At 39.3% G+C, this 20568-nt stretch carries 14 protein-coding genes; 1 reads left to right on the plus strand and 13 read right to left on the minus strand.

Annotated features, from left to right (window positions below):
- The 5 genes from ruvA to ruvB all read right to left on the minus strand — a co-directional run bounded on the left by ruvA (position 1) and on the right by ruvB (position 6911).
- The gene (gene ruvA / locus AAY42_RS09065; protein ID WP_055394396.1) at positions 1 to 582 is read right to left on the minus strand and encodes a Holliday junction branch migration protein RuvA; all 582 of its coding nucleotides are present in this window, start codon (positions 580 to 582) and stop codon (positions 1 to 3) included.
- Positions 583 to 618: 36 nt separating this feature from the next.
- A complete protein-coding gene (locus tag AAY42_RS09070; RefSeq protein ID WP_055394398.1) occupies positions 619 to 2919 on the minus strand; it encodes an NADP-dependent malic enzyme in 2301 nt (766 codons plus the stop codon).
- 116 nt (positions 2920 to 3035) lie between these two features.
- Positions 3036 to 4754 carry a sodium:solute symporter gene (locus tag AAY42_RS09075; protein ID WP_055394400.1) on the minus strand — a complete coding sequence of 573 codons (1719 nt, stop codon included), beginning with the start codon at positions 4752 to 4754 and terminating at the stop codon, positions 3036 to 3038.
- 206 nt (positions 4755 to 4960) lie between these two features.
- A complete protein-coding gene (queG, locus tag AAY42_RS09080) occupies positions 4961 to 5887 on the minus strand; it encodes a tRNA epoxyqueuosine(34) reductase QueG (RefSeq protein ID WP_055394402.1) in 927 nt (308 codons plus the stop codon).
- A 1-nt stretch (position 5888) separates the two neighbouring features.
- The gene (ruvB, locus tag AAY42_RS09085; protein ID WP_055394404.1) at positions 5889 to 6911 is read right to left on the minus strand and encodes a Holliday junction branch migration DNA helicase RuvB; all 1023 of its coding nucleotides are present in this window, start codon (positions 6909 to 6911) and stop codon (positions 5889 to 5891) included.
- A gap of 148 nt (positions 6912 to 7059) precedes the next feature.
- Here ruvB and AAY42_RS09090 point away from each other — a divergent pair, with 148 nt between their 5' ends.
- Positions 7060 to 9324, plus strand: a complete 2265-nt coding sequence (locus AAY42_RS09090) for an acyl-CoA dehydrogenase family protein (protein ID WP_055394406.1) — start codon at positions 7060 to 7062, stop codon at positions 9322 to 9324.
- Between the two features lie 6 nt (positions 9325 to 9330).
- Here AAY42_RS09090 and AAY42_RS09095 read toward each other — a convergent pair whose 3' ends face one another.
- The 8 genes from AAY42_RS09095 to AAY42_RS09130 all read right to left on the minus strand — a co-directional run bounded on the left by AAY42_RS09095 (position 9331) and on the right by AAY42_RS09130 (position 20565).
- A complete protein-coding gene (locus AAY42_RS09095; RefSeq protein ID WP_245625607.1) occupies positions 9331 to 10155 on the minus strand; it encodes a GIN domain-containing protein in 825 nt (274 codons plus the stop codon).
- 108 nt (positions 10156 to 10263) lie between these two features.
- A complete protein-coding gene (locus tag AAY42_RS09100) occupies positions 10264 to 12075 on the minus strand; it encodes a cytochrome c oxidase subunit I (protein ID WP_055394410.1) in 1812 nt (603 codons plus the stop codon).
- Positions 12076 to 12116: 41 nt separating this feature from the next.
- A complete protein-coding gene (locus tag AAY42_RS09105; RefSeq protein ID WP_055394412.1) occupies positions 12117 to 13175 on the minus strand; it encodes a cytochrome c oxidase subunit II in 1059 nt (352 codons plus the stop codon).
- 27 nt (positions 13176 to 13202) lie between these two features.
- Positions 13203 to 14558 carry a hypothetical protein gene (locus AAY42_RS09110; RefSeq protein ID WP_055394414.1) on the minus strand — a complete coding sequence of 452 codons (1356 nt, stop codon included), beginning with the start codon at positions 14556 to 14558 and terminating at the stop codon, positions 13203 to 13205.
- A 17-nt stretch (positions 14559 to 14575) separates the two neighbouring features.
- Entirely contained in the window at positions 14576 to 15145 is a 570-nt protein-coding gene (locus AAY42_RS09115) for a c-type cytochrome (RefSeq protein WP_055397828.1), read from the minus strand.
- A gap of 4 nt (positions 15146 to 15149) precedes the next feature.
- Positions 15150 to 15677: a DUF3341 domain-containing protein gene (locus AAY42_RS09120; protein WP_055394416.1), complete on the minus strand. Its 528-nt coding sequence runs from the start codon at positions 15675 to 15677 to the stop codon at positions 15150 to 15152.
- A gap of 2 nt (positions 15678 to 15679) precedes the next feature.
- Entirely contained in the window at positions 15680 to 17404 is a 1725-nt protein-coding gene (nrfD, locus tag AAY42_RS09125) for an NrfD/PsrC family molybdoenzyme membrane anchor subunit (RefSeq protein WP_082433384.1), read from the minus strand.
- Between the two features lie 32 nt (positions 17405 to 17436).
- Positions 17437 to 20565, minus strand: coding sequence for a TAT-variant-translocated molybdopterin oxidoreductase (locus tag AAY42_RS09130; RefSeq protein ID WP_055394418.1), 3129 nt, complete (start codon positions 20563 to 20565; stop codon positions 17437 to 17439).
- Positions 20566 to 20568: the final 3 nt, after the last annotated feature.

Consider the following 20568-nt stretch of genomic DNA (forward strand, 5'->3'; position numbering starts at 1 on the left):
TTACAAATTTTTCAGCGCCAATTTTATAATGTCCTCAACGCTTAATGATGAATCTTGGGATAATACCTTGTCCACAACCTTTTCAGATTGCCTTCGGACAAAACCAAGAACCTCTAAAGCAGATAACGCTTCTTCTTTGCTTGTATTGTTTGATTGTAGGGAAACTTCGCCTATATCGTAGACTTTTAAAATCTTATCTTTTAAGTCTAAGATTACTCGTTGAGCTGTCTTGGCTCCTATCCCCTTGATTGCCTGTATGGAAGGAACATCTCCATTGGCAATTGCATCCCGAATTTGGGTAGGTGACAATGAGGACAACATGGTCCGGGCTATACTTGATCCAATACCTGAAACTGAAATCAATAATCGAAATATTTCCCGTTCCGATTTTTCCACAAATCCAAACAACGTATGGGAGTCTTCTTTTACCTGTAGATGTGTAAAAAGCCTGATACTCTCCTCATCTTTTAATTGTGAAAAAGTGTGTAATGAAATATTTAGAAAGTACCCGACACCTCCACATTCGATGATGACGTAGGTTGGATTTTTCTCAACTAATTTTCCGTTTAAATGGGTAATCATTTAGAAGTTTGTTTATTAGGTATTGGTGCTGTAGAACTATTTGTTCCCTCCCATTTTTGCTTTTTTTCGTTTCTCACGTTCTTGGGCATCTATAACAGCAACCGCAGCCATATTGACCATTTCATCAACGCTTGCCCCCAATTGCAAAATATGTGCAGATCTGCGCAGCCCTACCATAATTGGGCCAATAGAATCTGCATTATTCAGTCCTTTTAGAAGCTTATAGGTAATATTTGCTGAATCCAAATTAGGGAATATCAACGTATTCACCTTTTTTCCCGCCAACTTTGAAAAAGGAAAATTGTTATGACACAATTCTTGACTCAGTGCAAAATCTGTTTGGATTTCTCCATCGACCACCAAATCTGGATTGCGTTCGTGCAAAATTTTAACGGCATCCCTTACTTTTTGCGCATTTGGATGACCTGAAGACCCATAATTGGCATAGGATAACATGGCCATTACAGGATTAAATCCAAAATTACTGGCAACATTTGCCGTCATTTGAGCTATTTCGGCCAAATCTTCAGCACTTGGATCTATATTGATTGAGGTATCTGCTAAGAATAAAGGTCCTCTTTCGGTAATCATAATATTCACCGTGGACGCATTTTTCACTCCCTTGGCTCGTCCTAAAACTTCAAAAACCGGTTTCAGTACTTTTGGGTACGATCTGGAATATCCTGAAATCATACCATCAGCATCTCCTTCCAAAAGCATCATTGCACCAAAATAATTGCGCTTGCCCATATTAACATTAGCACTATATTTTGTTTCGCCCTTACGCTTTCTGGACTCCCATAATTTAATGGCATATGTAGCCCTAATATCCTTTGACTCGTCAGAACGTGGGTCTATGATCGGTACTTCGGCATCAAAATCCAATTCCTTTTTTAGGTTTTCAATAGTTTCCCTATCGCCCAGCAAAATTGGTATCGCTATGCCTTCATCATACACAATTTGTGCAGCTTTCATTACATCTAGTAATTCTGCTTCGGCAAAAACAATTCTTTTCGGATTCTGCCTGGCCCTATTGTGCATAAGGCGCACAACTTTATTGTCATTTCCAGACCTTAGGTATAATTCATCCTCATATTTTTTCCAATCCTGAATTGGAGCCTTTGCCACCCCGCTCTCAATGGCTGCTTTTGCAACTGCCGGTGGAATCTTGGTAATCAATCTGGGATCAAAAGGTTTTGGGATTATATAATCTTTGCCAAAAGTCAATCGTGTTGTATCGTAAGCAATATTTACCTGTTCTGGGACAGGTTCCCGTGTTAGATCCGCCAATGCCCTAACCGCCGCCATTTTCATTGCTTCATTAATTTTTGTTGCCCTAACATCAAGTGCCCCTCTAAAAATAAATGGAAATCCCAAAACATTGTTCACCTGGTTAGGATGATCGGAACGGCCTGTTGCCATTATAATATCGTCCCTTGTCTTACAGGCAAGATTATATTCAATTTCCGGATCGGGATTGGCCATTGCAAAAACAATAGGGTCTTTGGCCATGGACTTGAGCATTTCTGGAGAAAGTATATTGGCTATAGACAATCCAATAAATACATCTGCATCCTGCATGGCTTCTTCCAAAGTATCAATCTTTCTATCAGAAGCAAATTCCATTTTTTCTATGGAAAGGTTTTCTCGATCACTCCTAATAACACCTTTACTATCCAACATCACAATATTTTCAGCCTTTGCACCAAACGCTTTGTATAATTTAGTGCAGGAAACTGCAGCAGCTCCGGCTCCACTTACAACGATTTTGGCTTCGCTAATTTTTCTATGGGTAATTTCCAAGGCATTTAATAACGCAGCAGCAGAAATTATTGCCGTACCATGTTGATCATCATGCATTACTGGAATATCAAGTTCTTCCTTGAGCCTACGCTCAATCTCAAACGCTTCAGGAGCCTTAATGTCCTCAAGATTGATGCCTCCAAATGTTGGTGCTATAGCCTTTACCGTTTCTACAAATTTATCTACATCCGTGGCATCCAATTCAATATCAATACCATCAATATCAGCAAAAATCTTAAAGAGAAGGCTTTTGCCTTCCATAACGGGTTTGGAAGCTTCCGGGCCTATATTTCCCAATCCCAAAACTGCTGTACCGTTTGAAATTACAGCAACAATATTTCCTTTAGCGGTATACTTATAGACATCTTCCTTGTTCTTTTCAATTTCCAAACAAGGGATTGCAACTCCCGGAGAGTAAGCCAATGCCAAATCTCGCTGCGTGGCATAGGGCTTGGTAGGAACAATTTTTATTTTTCCCGGCTGGGGTTTAGCATGGTATAAGAGTGCTTCCCGACGTTGTTGTTCTTTGTTCATTTATACAGATTGAAGGTGTAAATTTATACCTTATTCTTTGGATTAAGGTTACAATAATCCCAAATAAAAAGACGCCAATAGTAAGTGGCGCCCAATTATATAATTCTTATCCCTATCTACCAAAAGTAACCTACAATAATTGAGGTAACTACAAGCAATATAATTGCCAAATATCTGTAGTTTTTATACCATGGCAATCCCTTTAATTCTTCTGTTTCCTCAGCAAACATTTCCTTCTTATAGGTGTACTCCGCTACTTTTTGAGCATCAGGTTGTCCCGTAGATAAACTAACCACCACATGGGTTAGAATGCTAATCACAAATAATAGATTTGCTTTTGCGAGAAAATGGAATTCATTTATATAAGGTGAAATATCATAGCTAGCAGATAAAATCATAAAGACCGCAGCGGCTCCACCAACAAGTAAACTCATAAATGCCCCATTTGCATTCGCCCTTTTCCAAAACAACCCTAATATAAATGCTGAAACAACCGGTGGACTGGTAAAAGCAATTACCAATTGAAGATATCCCCAGAGCGAATCACTTACTCGTTCTATGAAGGGTACCCAAGCAGAAGCAAGGACAACCAATATCAATGTGGCTATTTGCCCGGCCCTTACCAATTGCTTGCTGGTCATTTCTGGACGTAATTGTTTTACAAAATCCATTGTAATAAGTGTTGATGCCGAGTTAAATGTTGCGGAAACGGAAGACATCATTGCTGCTAACAATCCTGCCACCACCAGACCTAATATACCTGTAGGCAAAAGTTGGAACAACAATACCGGATAGGTAAGGTTAGGGCAATCCACAAGGTTTTCACACATACCCCCATCTGCCAAGGGATAGTTTAAGCCTGAAATATCCAAAGTACTGAAAAGCAAAAGAGCCAGCACCCCAGGCACTACCATTATAAAGATTACAGGAAGTTTTAACAACCCAGCGAACAATGCACCCCAACGACCATGGTTAAGGTCTTTTGCCCCTAATACACGCTGGACCATGAATTGGTTATTGGCCCAAAAATAAAAGCCCAAAAGTGGAACCCCTGTCAGAAGCCCCCACCAAGGCATAAACTCATCGTTATTGGGACGTACCAAACTAAATACTTCACCCGAATTTGAGGGGATGAATTTCCCTTCGGCAGCTCGATCACCAAAATTAACATCACCAGAAGCCAAAGCTGCATCCAACTTGGACATCATACCACTCCATCCGCCACCAAGTTCATCAAATGCAAAATAAGTAAGCAAACATGAACCTATAATCAACAATACGGCCTGAATTACTTCTGTTTGAATAACCGAGTTTAACCCCCCTGGGATGGTGTATGCTGCCGCAGCAACTGCCAAACCTATTATAATATATGTGGAATCAACATCTGGAAATAATAGTTTCAACACAATGCTCCCTACATAAAGTCCTGCAGCAGTATCTACCAATACATTACCTACAATTGTAATTAAAGAAAAGTAATATCTGGATCTTTTATCATAACGCCTTTGCATAAATTCCGGCATGGTGTAAACTCCAGATTTCAAGTAAAAAGGTAAGAAAAATATAGAGAAGAAAATCAAGATTACAACGGCATACCACTCGTAGTTGTATACATTAACATTTGTCTGAAAACCATCAGAAGCCAAACCTACCAAAGTAGAACTTGAAATGTTTGCAGAAAACAACGCTATCCCCACAATGGGCCATGTCATTGTTCTACCACCTAAAAAATAATCTTCTGAACTGCTTCTTTTTGATTTTGATATTCCGTAAATAATTATTCCTACCAGATATACAAGAATCACAATAATATCTAGGGTCTGTAATCCACTCATGGTTTTTCTTAATTTAGTTAGTTTAGGTTCAAATCGTTCAAAATCTCAATGAGGAAAAATCAAAAAATTAGATTATGATAAATTTGATAGTCTATTTTTGAGAAAATCACAGTATGAACAGCTACCAATATAGTATTTTTAATTTTTTCTTAAAAAAAACTTAACACCAAATACCTTGGCAGATTGAACGAAATCGATGTAGTTGGTTATGTGGATTTCAAAAAATTGATATTTCGCTGTAAACCAGAGAATTTTGTACGCTTTACTGCTGACTTTTTAAACACTTTTTTAAAGACATCTTCGGTAATTTCTTCCCAATCTTTTTTGGTCATGGATAGCAGTTCTGGATTTGGATTAAAGAGTGGTTCATTATGCGATTTTGAAAAACGGTTCCACGGACAAACATCTTGGCAGACATCACAACCAAACATCCAATCATCAAATTTTCCTTGGAACTCATTAGGAATTTCATTCTTTAATTCAATAGTAAAATAAGAAATGCATTTACTCCCATCCACTACATATGGTTCCACAATGGCTTCGGTTGGGCAGGCATCAATGCAGGCGGTACATGTACCACAATGATCAGTGACAGGAGTATCATAATCCAACTCTAAATCAACAATCAATTCAGCAATAAAATAAAAAGATCCAACTTGTTGGGTAAGCAGGTTACTATGCTTGCCTATCCATCCCAATCCACTTTTAGCAGCCCATGCTTTATCCAAAACTGGAGCTGAATCCACAAAAGCGCGACCATGAACTTCTCCAATATCTTGCTGGATAAAATTAAGGAGGCTTTTTAATTTGCCCTTTATTACAAAGTGATAGTCCGTACCATAGGCGTATTTCGAAATCTTATAGGCATTCGGATTTTGTTCTTCGGAAGGATGGTAATTTAGGAGTAAGGAAATTACGGATTTTGAGCCTTCAACCAATTTGGTTGGATCTAAACGTTTGTCAAAATGGTTTTCCATATACCGCATCTCACCATGCCTATTTTGGTTGAGCCACTTTTCCAATCGTGGTGCTTCTTCTTCCAGAAATTCAGCTTTGGAAACACCGCAAGACAAAAAACCGAGGCGTTTGGCTTCGGTTTTGATAAGTTTCGTATAGGTAGTTTTTAGACTCAAATTAAAACAACCCTCCTTGTGTTGCCCCTTTGATTCTGCCTAAATGTTTATAGGCCAGTTCGGTCACTTCCCGTCCTCTTGGAGTTCGCATGATAAATCCTTGCTGTATCAGAAAAGGCTCGTAAACTTCTTCAATGGTTTCAGCACTTTCAGAAACTGCCGTAGCCAAAGTTGTAATACCTACTGGCCCTCCTTTAAACTTATCGATGATAGTAGTTAAAATTTTATTGTCCATTTCATCCAGACCATGGGCATCTACATTTAGGGCTTTTAAACTGAACTTTGAAATATCCATATCTATATTCCCATTGCCTTTAATCTGGGCAAAATCCCGAACCCTTCGTAAAAGGGCATTACAAATTCTTGGGGTTCCTCTGCTTCTGCCGGCAATTTCTATTGCCGCTTCATTTGTAATGGGAACTTTTAGAATCTCAGCACTTCGTTCAACAATGGTCGATAAAAGTTCTGTATTGTAATATTGTAATCGGCTTTGGATACCAAATCGTGCTCGCATTGGCGCTGTCAATAGACCTGAACGCGTTGTAGCCCCCACTAAAGTGAATGGACTTAAATTGATTTGAACGGTTCTGGCATTTGGCCCTGTCTCTATCATGATATCAATCTTGTAATCCTCCATGGCGGAGTACAAATATTCTTCCACAATGGGACTTAAACGATGAATCTCATCTATGAACAGAACATCCCGTTCTTCAAGATTGGTCAATAGTCCTGCCAAATCACCTGGTTTGTCCAAAACAGGACCAGAAGTAATCTTTATACCCACTCCCAATTCATTGGCCAAAATATGTGCAAGTGTGGTTTTTCCCAAACCTGGCGGACCATGGAACAATGTATGATCTAGAGCCTCGTCGCGTAGATTAGCCGCCTGGACAAAAATCTTCAAATTCTCCAACACCTGCTCCTGACCCGTAAAATCATCAAAGGTAATGGGCCTCAATGCTCTTTCAATATCAAGCTCTTCTTGAGAGAAATTCTCAGGTGTAGGGTCTAGATTTTCATTCATATCCTAACAAATATAGTTGAAAACCAGATGTGCTAGAAACCATTTTATCTAAAATGCTGAAGTATAGGAATTGAAGTATCTATCTTAAAATTCTATACCTTAAATTAGTTACGTCAAAAAAAATACTATTTCTTCAACTTAGCGTTTTATGGTTAAATCCGATTATTCCTTAGGCATTCTGCAATACATCCCTTTTTTTTATGTCATCTGGTCCGATGATTTACTTTCGGCCTCCGAAATATCCGTAGTCAAAAAAACAATTGAGTTGGACGCAGCGCTTAATGTTGATGAAAAAAATCAACTTTCACGTTGGTTGGACCGGGAGAACCCGCCTGCTGATAACGTATTGAAAAGTTGGAAACACACCATATCAAATTCCAATGTTAAATTGATTGAAAGTGATACCTATCCACTAACATCACTAAGTCAACGCTTCGGGAATTTACAATGTGATAATTGCGATTTCAACGACCATTTAAAACATATTGAAATTAATTTGGGGATACAACCCAACCATTACAATCATTTATTCGATGTTGAAGTCATACACCATAAATCATCCAATTTTTATGATTCCAACGCACTTGATACTATTTTAAAAGGGCCACATTCTATGGCGGTCGATGATTTTCGTGATATTCTGAATCAACCTATTTTTCAATGGGATGTTCTTAGAAACAAAGAAGATTTTAGAGGAAAAGTATTGCAGCAGGTTCAGTTATTAGGCGACAAGGGTTATGGTGCCATGGCGTTCAGTCCAGAATATGGCGGAACCGGAAATATGCCAGCTTATGCAGCAATTTTTGAACACCTTATGTTTGTTGATGGCAGCCTAGCGATAAAATTTGGGGTTCAATTTGGACTTTTTGGGGGTAGCATTCAAAAATTGGGTACTAAAAAACATCATGACCAATACTTGACCGATACAGGCAAGGCAAAACTGTTGGGTTGTTTTGCAATGACGGAAACTGGACACGGTTCCAATGTTAGAGGTATTAAAACCACAGCCACTTATGACAAAAAAAACGACTCAATTATAATTCATACGCCAGGCAAAAACGACAATAAAGAATATATTGGCAATGCGCTGCACTCAACCATGGCATCCGTTTTTGCACAGTTGATTGTGGATGGCAAGAATGAAGGAGTCCATGCCATTTTGGTTCCTGTACGGGATAAAAACAATACTATATTGAATGGTATCACGATTGAAGACAATGGCTATAAACTTGGCTTAAACGGTGTTGACAATGGTAAAATTTGGTTTAACCAAGTTGCTGTTCCTCGTGAAAATTTATTGAACAAATACGGCGAAATCAGAGATGATGGAACTTACTTTTCAGCAATCAAGAACCCCAATAAACGATTTTTCACCATGCTCGGCACTTTGGTTGGTGGCCGTATATGCGTAGCAAAAGGAGGCGTTGGTGGTGCAAAAATGGCATTGACCATTGCGGTTAAGCATGCCTTGAACAGAAGGCAATTCAATGACAGCGTAAAGGTTCAGGAAGATCTTATTATGGATTACCCTACGCATCAATTACGACTTACTCCTGCAATTGCAAGTGCATATATTTATCATGTTACTTTGGAGGAAATGATGAAACGATACAGCGATGATTCACAACCTGATAAAAGAAAAATAGAAACCCAAGTCGCTGGCCTTAAATCCATCATTACCTGGTTTGCAAATGACACCATTCAAGAGTGTAGAGAAGCTTGTGGTGGAAAAGGGTATCTATTGGAAAATAGAATTGCAGACCTAAAAGGGGATGTGGATATATTTACCACTTTTGAAGGGGACAATAACGTTTTACTTCAATTGGCAGCCAAAGGGGTTTTATCGGATTTTAAAGCGGAATTCAATAGTGCTGGTTTTACTTCGGTTTTAAAATTATTGCGAAGCCAACTTGCAGATAAATTGAGTACCATCAATCCTATTTATTCGAATAAAGTGGACAAGGAACATCTATATAATCCAAAATTTCACCGGCATGCATTTAATTATAGAACCCGCAGACTTACCTATACATTGGCCATGCGTATACGAAGTTATATCAAAAAAGGGATTCCATCCTATCAAGCGTTTTTAAAAGTCCAGACCCATTTGCTGGCTTTGGGAAAAGCTTATAGTGTAGAATTGGCCTACGAGATATACAATGAATTTTGTGCTTCGGTTACCGATAAAAAGCATAAAATTTTATTGGATAAGCTGGGAACACTTTATGCATTGCACCAACTTCATGCTGATACGGGTTGGTTTTTGGAGCAGGGGTATTTTAGTGGAACTAAATCCAAAGCAATTCGGCAACGCGTAGAACGCTTGTCCACTGAACTTCGCCCGCACGTTGAAGTTTTGGTAGATGGGTTTGGTATACCGGAACACTGCATTACCGCTCCAATCGCCAAATAGTGCAACTCACTCTACCTTCTTAATGAGTTGGGAAGTATCCAAAAACTCAAGAATTGTAATTTTAGGGTTCCCATATAGGTAAACCCTGGAATTTCCTTTGGCGGAGAGCTCTAAATCACGGTACGCGTACATGCGCGCGTTTGCCGTATTTTCAAGCTTCGCATGTATTGTTCCCGCTTCCATTTTCTCGCCTTTGTATTTTGAATTTCCAGTTAGGTCAATTGCTATTCTATCTGAGGTCCCTTCGTAAGTCAAAGATCCATTCCCATCCAAATCAACCACACTCACTTCATTTACGGAATAGATGTAAGCTTCAGCTCTATTGGTCAATCCAACATTCAGTGAGTCAACATCTACGTTAAAGTCTCCTTTGCTATTATCTTCCAAATTAATATCCATTACCGCAGCGCTTGCCTTTAAATTCAGTCTGGCATCTGCAAAGGCATCAACAAACAACTCATCGCTATTTATAATATCATCTGAGATAATGCTACCCTCTTTAACAGTGATTGCCCTTAGTTCTGTATAATTTATCGTAATGTCAAATTGCTTTTTGGCAGTTACATCATAGAAAGCACTTACCACCAACGTGCTATCCTCTACCCTAAATTTCAAGATGTCTATCAAATTATCATCCGCCACAATAGTATACCCTGGACCAAAGGATTTTTTCAATTTGATATCTAGATTGTCGTTAAGTTGAATTGCATTAAAAGCAGGTAGTTCCTCGTTCACCTCGGAAACAATTCGACTTCCTTTTATTTTGGGTTTGCGTTGTGCCAGCACCATTACTTGGCACAACAATAGAAGTAATACTATAAGATTTTTCACAAGTGTTTGATTTAAGGTTCTTAAAGATATTACAAATAACAATTGCCGTACCAAACTCCATAAACAAAAAACCCATCCGAGTGGGATGGGTTTTCTTTATGTAAAGTTTTAATGATTCAGTTCTTCTTCATTGTCCTGAAGCGGAACGGTCTGTGGAACAAAATCCTGACCCGGAAGAATATACTCACCATTTTCATGTGTTTTACTATAGTCATATGCCCAACGGTGTACATGTGGAATTGCACCTGGCCAGTTACCATGAATATGTTCCTGTGGAGCTGTCCATTCCAAAGTAGTGGCTTTCCATGGATTTAAGGGGCCTTTTTTTCCGTAGAAAATACTTCTAATAAAATTGAAGGCAAATACCAATTGTGCACCTGCAGTTATTATTGCAAAAACCGTCATCAATACCTGAACATTGGTAAGTTCATCAAACATTGGAAACGCTGTATTCTCATAATATCTTCGAGGTACACCGGCCATACCCACAAAATGCATTGGGAAGAATATTCCATATGATCCAATGGCCGTAATCCAAAAGTGGACATAGCCTAAGTTTTTGTTCATCATCTTACCTTCGAACATTTTAGGGAACCAATGGTAAACCCCTGCAAAAAGTCCGTACAATGCTGATATACCCATTACCAAGTGGAAGTGGGCCACTACAAAATACGTATCATGTACATTAATGTCCAATGTACTATCACCCAATATTATACCGGTAAGACCACCTGTAATAAAGGTTGACACCATTCCTATTGAAAAAAGCATTCCAGGGTTTAGTTGCAGATTTCCTTTCCATAAGGTAGTAATCCAGTTGAATGCTTTTACTGCTGATGGAATGGCAATCAATAATGTTGTAAATGTAAAGACAGACCCCAAAAACGGGTTCATCCCTGAAATGAACATATGGTGTCCCCAAACAATGGTCGATAAGAATGCAATGGCCAAAATAGAGGCAATCATTGCTCTATATCCAAAGATAGGTTTACGAGCGTTAACAGCCATTACTTCGGACACTATCCCCATAGCTGGTAGAATAACAATGTATACTTCTGGATGACCCAAGAACCAAAATAAGTGTTCAAACAATACTGGTGATCCTCCTTGATAGTGTAATACTTCTCCTTGAATAAAAATATCTGATAGGAAAAATGATGTTCCAAAACTTCTGTCCATAATCAACAGCAATGCTGCGGAAAGTAGCACTGGGAAAGAAATTACCCCAATTACAGCTGTCACAAAAAACGCCCAAATGGTCAAAGGTAAACGCGTCATTGACATTCCCTTTGTTCTTAGGTTAAGGACAGTAACTATATAGTTCAATGAACCCAATAGGGATGATGCAATAAATATTGCCATAGAAACCAACCAGAGTGTCATACCTGCTCCGGAGCCCGGTTGCGCCATTGGCAATGCACTAAGTGGAGGGTAAATAGTCCATCCAGCTGCTGCAGGACCTGCTTCAACAAACAATGAAATCACCATGATAACGGCAGATACAAAGAACATCCAAAAGGAAAGCATATTCAGGAAGCCTGAGGCCATGTCACGAGCGCCAATCTGCAATGGAATCAATAAATTACTAAAAGTACCACTCAACCCAGCAGTAAGCACAAAGAAGACCATAATAGTACCGTGCATGGTAACCAATGCCAGGTAAATGTCAGCATCCATAACTCCACCAGGAGCCCATTTCCCTAGAAACGCTTCAAAGACGGAAAAAGATTCCCCAGGCCATGCCAATTGCATTCTAAATAGCAATGACATTGCAATTCCGATGAAGCCCATAATCAAAACACCCGTAATAAGATATTGCTTAGCAATCATCTTATGGTCTTGACTGAAGATGTATTTGGTAACGAAGGTTTCTTTATGATGATGTCCGTGATCCTCGTGTCCGTGTTCAGTAGCTGACATAATCTTTTTAAATTTTATTATAGTTCTTTTCCTAGCCTAACTTATTCAACTGTTGCAAGCGTTTCTTTAAAAGTAGCTTGCTCGGCAATCCATTTATTATATTCCTCTTCTGTTTCCACTATAATTTTCATTTGCATGTTATAGTGCGATTTTCCACAGATTTTGTTACAAAGTAAAATGTAATCATATTCCCATGGATCCGAATTTGGTTCTCCCGCTGCGGCGCGCTTTGCTCTAATGGCATTGGTCCTTTTAACCTTCTCAATTACATCAGGATTTAATCTAATTTCTTCTGTTGTTATTGTTGGTGTGAATGAAAATTGTGTTATCATACCAGGAACACAGTTCATCTGCGCTCTAAAGTGTGGCATATATGCAGAATGCAATACATCTTGTGAACGCATCATAAAGTTAACTTTTCGTCCAACCGGAAGATGCAATTCTTTCACTATAATATCGTCTGCTCCATTTGGGTCAGCTTCGTCCAAACCAAGAACGTTTGCCCTATCAATATCAATTAATCTTACGCTGGCATCACCTAGAACATTATCTTCTCCACCGTAGCGAGCAGACCAATTAAATTGTTGTGCATATAGTTCTACAATAAGTGGGTCATCATCATCATTTATGTCCATAATATTGGTCCACGAATACAATCCCCATAGAATTAAACCTGCCAAAACTATAACTGGAATAATGGTCCAAATGAACTCCAACCGGTCGTTATCTGCAAAGAACAGAGCTTTTTGACCTTTTTTCCCACGATATTTATAGCCAAAATAATGCAACAATGCCTGTGTGATGGTCTGCACAAAAAAGATAATGGCAAAGGATACCCACATTAATTGATCATAGTCACCACCATGGGCTGAAGATGCTTCTGGCAAAAGTACTTTGTTGTACTTAGCAAAGCTAAATATGGTTATTCCGTAGATAAAAATCAGGAATCCGAACAACAAATAACCATTGTAGTTATTATCTGAATCCGTGGCTACCTCCGTACTTTCTGCTTTCAGTTGAGACAATTCAAAAATCTTGGTCATCTGCCAGATTGCGATTGCTACCAGTACTAAAACAGTCAATGTTAATAATGCAGTCATTGTATATCTTTCTAAGACTTAATCGTATTAATAATGAAATTGTCTACTCTCTTCAATAAATGGATTGCGCTTTGGTTGTAATGGTTGTTTTGTAAGGGTGTTGAATACCCAATACACAAACAATCCTCCAAAGAACAATATTCCTCCAATTTCAGGTAATCCTATATACCATTGATCTCCAACCGTTGCAGGCATAATCATATTGAACACATCCATATAGTGACCAAAAAGCACTACAATACCGGCCATGATAACAAACCAGTTTACCCTTTTGTAATCACTGTTCATCAATACCAACAATGGGAATATAAAGTTCATGGCAAGCATTCCAAAGAATGGTAATTTATAATCTTCTATTCTTGTAATAAAATAGGTTACTTCTTCTGGGATGTTGGCATACCAAATCAACATAAATTGAGAAAACCACAGGTAGGTCCAAAAAATACTGATACCGAACATGAATTTTGCCAAATCATGAATATGACTATCGTTTACATCCTCTAAATGTCCTTTTGATTTCAGGTAAATAGCAACCATTGCTATTACGGTAATCCCTGAAACAAACATACTGGCAAAAACATACCATCCAAATAGGGTACTAAACCAGTGTGGGTCCACACTCATGATCCAATCCCAAGACATCATGGATTCCGTAATCAAATAGAAAACCAAGAAAGCAGCGGAAATTCTGAAATTCAATTTAAAGTTTGAATTATCGTCAGATTCATCCTGTGCCAATGAAAGTTTTCTGGAATACTCACGATAGAAAATCCAACCTCCCAAGAAAATGGCCGCACGAACCAAAAAGAAAGTAGGGTTTAAGTATCCTGCTTTTCCTTGTAATAGTTTGTCATGGGCAACTACATCAGCATCCATCCATACAAACATGTGATTCATATGCAATACAGAAAGTACCAAAATCACAAATACTATGATTCCGCCTGGTACGATATAAGCCGTAATTCCTTCCATTACACGAAATAATAGGGGTGACCAACCTGCCTGGGCAGCACGCTGAATAGCATAAAAAGCCAAAACACCCAAGGATATCATAAAGAAGAAAAAGGCCGCAACATATAATGCAGACCAAGGTCTATTCTGTAATTGATGCAATACATGTTCGTCATGCGAAGCATCATGCTCCTCTCCATGTGCTGCAGCTTCACCGTGTGTATCCTTTTCTGCATGATCTCCTTCTGCAGCATGGCTTGAGGCTTCTTCGCCATGTCCACCTCCGTGACCATCACCATGTGCTGAAGCCACCATTGCCTTGGCTTCTTCCACAGTACTGGGAGCAGATAAAAAACCTGTTGCTAAACAAATCAATCCAACTGCCATTGCAATGAAAGATCCTATTTTTAGTCTGTTTGAAAACGTGTACATAGTATCCTCTTATCCAATTATTTTGTTAGGTCTTCCTTTAATTTCATTACGTATTCCGAAACTTGCCACATCTCCTCTTCATTGGCAAACTGGGCCGCATAAGAACCCATGGAATTTAAACCGTAATAAATAGTATGGTATGTGGTTCCCACGGTAATGTTACGTGCAACATCATCATAACTGGGAACACCCAATATTTTTTCTCTTTTTACCAAAGTACCCTGTCCTTTACCTTTTGGTCCGTGACAAATGGCGCAATAAATATCATAGAGCTCTTTCCCCGTAGCTAAATTGGCTTCGCTTTGCAGTGAATCCAAAGGACTCACATTTAATCTTGCCAATTCTTTGCCTTCCGGAGTATTTTCAAACTTGTATGGCATATAGCCTCTTGAGATTGTATTTTCCGCTGGAAGCATAGCTTCTGTTCCATTGGGGAACAATCCATTATCTACTCCCTGATAGGTTTCATAACCTACAGGCTCGTACATGTTTGGCATATACTGATAGTTTGGACTGTTCTTGTCAGCACAAGCGGCCATAGACAAAACCAAAACCAAGACAACACTTATTTTACCTAAATGCTTCATATTTTTAAGAATCCTTTTCTGTAACATTTATTTCCACAGCTCCAGTATCCCACAACAATGCTGTAAGTTCCTTTTCATTATCATGAATGCCCAATTCCATTAAAAAATGGTCATCCGTTGTTCTCACATCTGGATTTTCAGCTTTTTTAAAGGGCCACATTCTACTTCTTAAATAAAATGTAATTACCATTAAATGCGCTGCAAAGAAAACCGTCAATTCAAACATAATAGGAACAAAGGCCGGCATATTCTCCAAATAACTAAAACTTGGTTTACCGCCAATATCCTGGGGCCAATCCTCAATCATGATATAGTTCATCATAACAATGGCCACGGTAAGTCCCAAACATCCATACATAAAGGAAGTAATTGCTATTCGGGTATCTTCCAAGCCCATTGCCTTATCCAAACCATGCACTGGGAAAGGTGTATACACTTCTTCAATATGATGGTGCTCTGCCCTAACCTTCTTTACGGCATGCATCAAGATATCATCATCGGTATAAAGTGCCTGTATAACTTTTGATGCCATAATTATTTTTTAGCGTTTAATTTTTTTGCCTGTCCTGCCCAATCATCACGTTGCGCCCTTCCAGGGAACGAACCAGTGATGGAGTCTAACAAGTCATATTCTTTTTTAGTCATTTTACTTACTTGCGCAAACGTAAAAATTCCTATTTGGTTCAAGGTTTGCTCCATTTGAGGTCCTATTCCCTTAACTTTTTTCAAATCATCGGCAGTTTCCGTATCTGCATCAAAGGAACCAATGGCATCCAGTAGCGAGGAAACTTGCTTCTCATCTGATTTAGGTTTTTCTGCCTTTGGAGCTTTTTCCTTTTTAGCACCGGCCTTAGCTGGCATTTCATATAAAGGTTTTCCAGCATCCCTTAGTTTCTTGTACTTCTCCCCTGAAGCTTTCAAAATTGATTTAACCTCTGCCTGTGCAATTACAGGGAATGTTCTTGAATATAATAGGAACAATACAAAGAAGAAACCTATGGTACCTATAAATATTCCAATATCCACAAATGTTGGAGAGAACATTGTCCAAGATGAAGGCAAGTAATCTCTATGCAATGAAGTTACAATGATCACAAATCGCTCAAACCACATCCCTATGTTTACAACAATTGAAATGAAGAATGAGAACATGATACTTGTACGCAATTTTTTGAACCACATAAACTGTGGTGAAAACACATTACAAGTCATCATAGACCAATAAGCCCACCAGTAAGGTCCTGTTGCCCTATTTAAAAATGCATACTGTTCGTATTCAACTCCAGAATACCAAGCAATAAACAACTCGGTGATATAGGCACATCCAACAATTGAACCTGTAATCATGATTACAATGTTCATCAATTCAATATGCTGTACGGTTATGTATGCTTCAAGGCTACACACTTTTCTCATAATAATAAGAAGTGTGTTCACCATAGCGAATCCTGAGAAAATTGCACCCGCAACAAAATACGGTGGGAATATGGTTGTATGCCAACCTGGAATCACCGAAGTGGCAAAGTCAAACGATACAATGGTGTGTACTGAAAGTACAAGTGGTGTTGCCAAACCTGCCAAAACCAAAGATACTTCTTCAAAACGTTGCCAATCTTTGGCCCTACCTGTCCAACCGAAGCTTAACAAGCTATATATTTTCTTCTGGAACGGTTTTACCGCCCTATCACGAATCATGGCAAAATCTGGCAATAATCCTGTCCACCAGAATACCAAGGAAACGGATAGATAGGTTGAAATCGCAAATACATCCCAAAGCAATGGCGAGTTAAAGTTTACCCATAACGAACCAAATTGGTTTGGAATGGGAAGTACCCAATAGGCCAACCATGGGCGACCCATGTGAATAATTGGAAACAAACCTGCCTGGATAACAGAGAAAATGGTCATTGCTTCCGCAGAACGGTTAATTGCCATTCTCCATTTTTGTCTGAATAACAGCAATACTGCTGAAATCAAGGTTCCTGCGTGACCAATACCTACCCACCAAACAAAGTTTGTAATATCCCAGGCCCAGTTTACCGTCTTATTAAGACCCCAAACTCCAATACCTGTAGAAATGGTATAAATAATACATCCTAGACCCCAAAGGAATGCAACTAAAGCAATGGTAAATACAATCCACCAATGTTTGTTGGCCTTTCCCTCTACAGGAGCAGCGATATCCACGGTAACATCATGGTAACCTTTGTCTCCAAGTACTAAGGGCTTTCGAATAGGTGCTTCGTAATGCGACGCCATAATTTATCTTCTAGTTACTTCTTATTTATTGATTAAGCCTCGTTGGTGTTTCTCACTTTAACATGGTAGAACACATTTGGTTTTGTCCCCACATGCTCTAATAAGTGATACATTCTATCATCTTCTTTCAACTCGGCAACCTTACTGTGATCATCATTGATATCTCCAAATACCATAGCTCCACTGCTACATGCGGCGGAACAAGCCGTTTGGAATTCGCCATCTTTAATTGCACGTCCATCTCTCTTAGCATCTAAAATGGTCTTCTGTGTCATCTGAATACACATAGAACATTTTTCCATTACCCCTCTGGAACGCACATTAACGTCTGGATTGATAACCATTTTACCAAGGTCATTGTTCATGTTGAAGTTGAACTCGTCATTATCACTATACAAGAACCAATTGAACCTTCTTACTTTGTATGGACAGTTGTTGGCACAATATCTGGTACCCACACAACGGTTGTATGCCATTTGATTTTGACCTTGTCTTCCGTGTGACGTTGCCGCAACTGGACAGACCGTTTCACAAGGAGCGTGGTTACAATGCTGACACATAACAGGTTGAAATGCCACTTGTGGATTCACGGAAGGATCTTCCATCTCTCTAAATCCACCTAAGGAACCATTATCGCCCCATAGGCCATCCATGTTATCTTTCTTGTCGTTATCCTGCTCAAAAGTCTCTTCAGAGGAATAGTATCTATCAATACGCAACCAATGCATATCCCTAGACTTTCTAATCTCTTCTTTTCCAACAACAGGAACATTATTCTCTGCATGACAGGCAATAACACAAGCTCCACAACCTGTACAAGAATTCAAATCGATGGACAAGTTAAAGTGATGACCGATTGAGCGGTCAAACTCTTGCCATAAATCCGCATCTGGCGATGTAACAGGGATTTCTTGATGGTCTTTGGATACCTGTGGAATTGCATTCCATTCATGAACATCCTTTGTATTGAAGATTTCCAAGGTAGTTTCCTTGATGATATCCCCTCTACCCATCAATGTTTTTTGTAGCTGAACACATGCAAATTCATGGATTCCTTCAGCTTTTTCTATACTAACCGATTGTACATCGGAAAAATTATTATAAAGTGCGAAAGCATTTACGCCTGTGGCCATTTCGGCCTTCATACCAGCTTTCTTTCCATATCCAAAGGAAAGTCCAACCGTACCGATAGCTTGTCCAGGCTGGATGATAACAGGAACGTTATTCACAGTAACTCCGTTAACTGTTAAATTAACATAGCTTCCGTTTAAGCCTCCATTTGCAACATTGAAATTCTCAAGTTCCAATCTTTCCGCATCTGCTTTAGCAACACTAACATAGTTATCCCAAGAAACCCTAGAAACTGGATCCGGGAATTCTTGCAACCACGGGTTACTGGCCTGTCTACCATCCCCCATTCCAACTTTGGAATAAAGAACCATCTCTACTCCAGAACTTGTAGTGTTTACTAAGGAACGTATAGCCGAAGCAATTGGAGCGATGCTAGGCTGTGCTTCTTCAGCACTCTGCTCACTAGTTGCAACCAAAGGTTGTTCAGCTGATTCCTCAACAATCGGGGCAACAAATACACCATCTTGCAATGCTTTATTCCAATCTGAACCTTGCAATACATTCGTACTCCAAGTGTCCTTAATATATTCGTAATAGGTTTGCTCACTGCCCATCCAAGTCAACAAAGCTGACTGAAACTGTCTTGTATCAAAAAGCTCACGAATAGCAGGCTGCATTAAACTGTATTGTCCTTTTTTCAATTGTGCATCACCCCAAGATTCTAAATAATGGGAAGCTGCCGCTACATACTTCACCGCTTGTGCGGTTTCATCATTATTAAAAGCAAAATCAACTGAAACACTTACTTTTTCAAGACCAGAGATAAAGTCAGCAGCATTTGGCAATGAATACGCTGGATTCACACCATCAATAATCAAAGCTCCAACACGGCCAGCATTCATATCTGAAACCAATTTGTTCACTTTTGCAATGCTACCTTGGCGCACATATTTTGGATTCTCTGTGTCAAATGCTTCACTTGCCAACAATTGATTGATAGCAAGCACTACGGTTTGTGCGTTAATATCATTTAACCCTGTAACAACAACAGCTTTGCTTCCAGCCTTTCTAATTTGAGCCGCCACAGCATCAACAGCTTCATCAACATCTGAAGTTCCTCCACCAACATTGCTGCCATTTAATTTGCCGTACAACTTTGCCAAGGCAATTTTTTGTTGTGTAGGTGTCATTGGATAGCGCTTGTCCGCATTTGCCCCGGTCAAGGACATATTGGATTCCATCTGAATATGCTTGGACATCTTTCCATGTTTTGGAACACGTCCTTTCGCATATCCACCATCATATCCCCCGCCTTGCCAATCTCCTAAGAAATCAGCACCAAAAGAGACAATCAAATCTGCTTTTTCAAAATCATAATCTGCAAGAGCTCTTTCTCCGTAAGCAGCATTAAAAGCATCTAGTGCGGCATCTTCAGAGATAGCATCATACACTACATGGCTTACATTTTCACCATAGGCTGCCTTAAAATCAGCAATCAACCTATCTGTTGATGGACTGGCATAGGTTTGGGTCAACAACACTATTTGCTTACCAGAATTTTTTGCAGCCGCAAGACCGCCTTTAATCCTGTTATCCAAATCTTTCCAATCAATGGCTTCGCCATTTGCGGATGGCCCTTGAACCCTTGTGCTATCATATAAGGATAATACCGAAGCCTGAACACGTGCATTCGCACTTCCATTCACTTTAGCATCTGTATTATTTTCAATCTTAATAGGTCTTCCTTCCCTAGTTTTTACCAAGATGCTGGCAAAATCATATCCATCAGCAATTGTGGTGGCATAGTAGTTGGCAACTCCCGGGACAATGCTGTCCGGTTGCACCACATAGGGAATAGATTTACGAACAGGTCCTTCACAGGCAGCAACTGTTGCTGCGGCCGTACTAAAGCCAACATATTTTAAGAAGTCCCTCCTATTAGTACTGGAGGCTGACAAATTTTCCTTGTCGCCCAAAAACTCATCAACGGGAATCTGTTCTGTAAATTCGTTTTGTCTTAGCGCCTCAACAATGGAATCGTTCGGATTTAACTCCGCTTCACTTTTCCAATATTTTTTGTTTGATGCCATACG

The sequence above is a fragment of the Flagellimonas eckloniae genome, assembly GCF_001413955.1.
GTDB lineage: Bacteria > Bacteroidota > Bacteroidia > Flavobacteriales > Flavobacteriaceae > Flagellimonas > Flagellimonas eckloniae.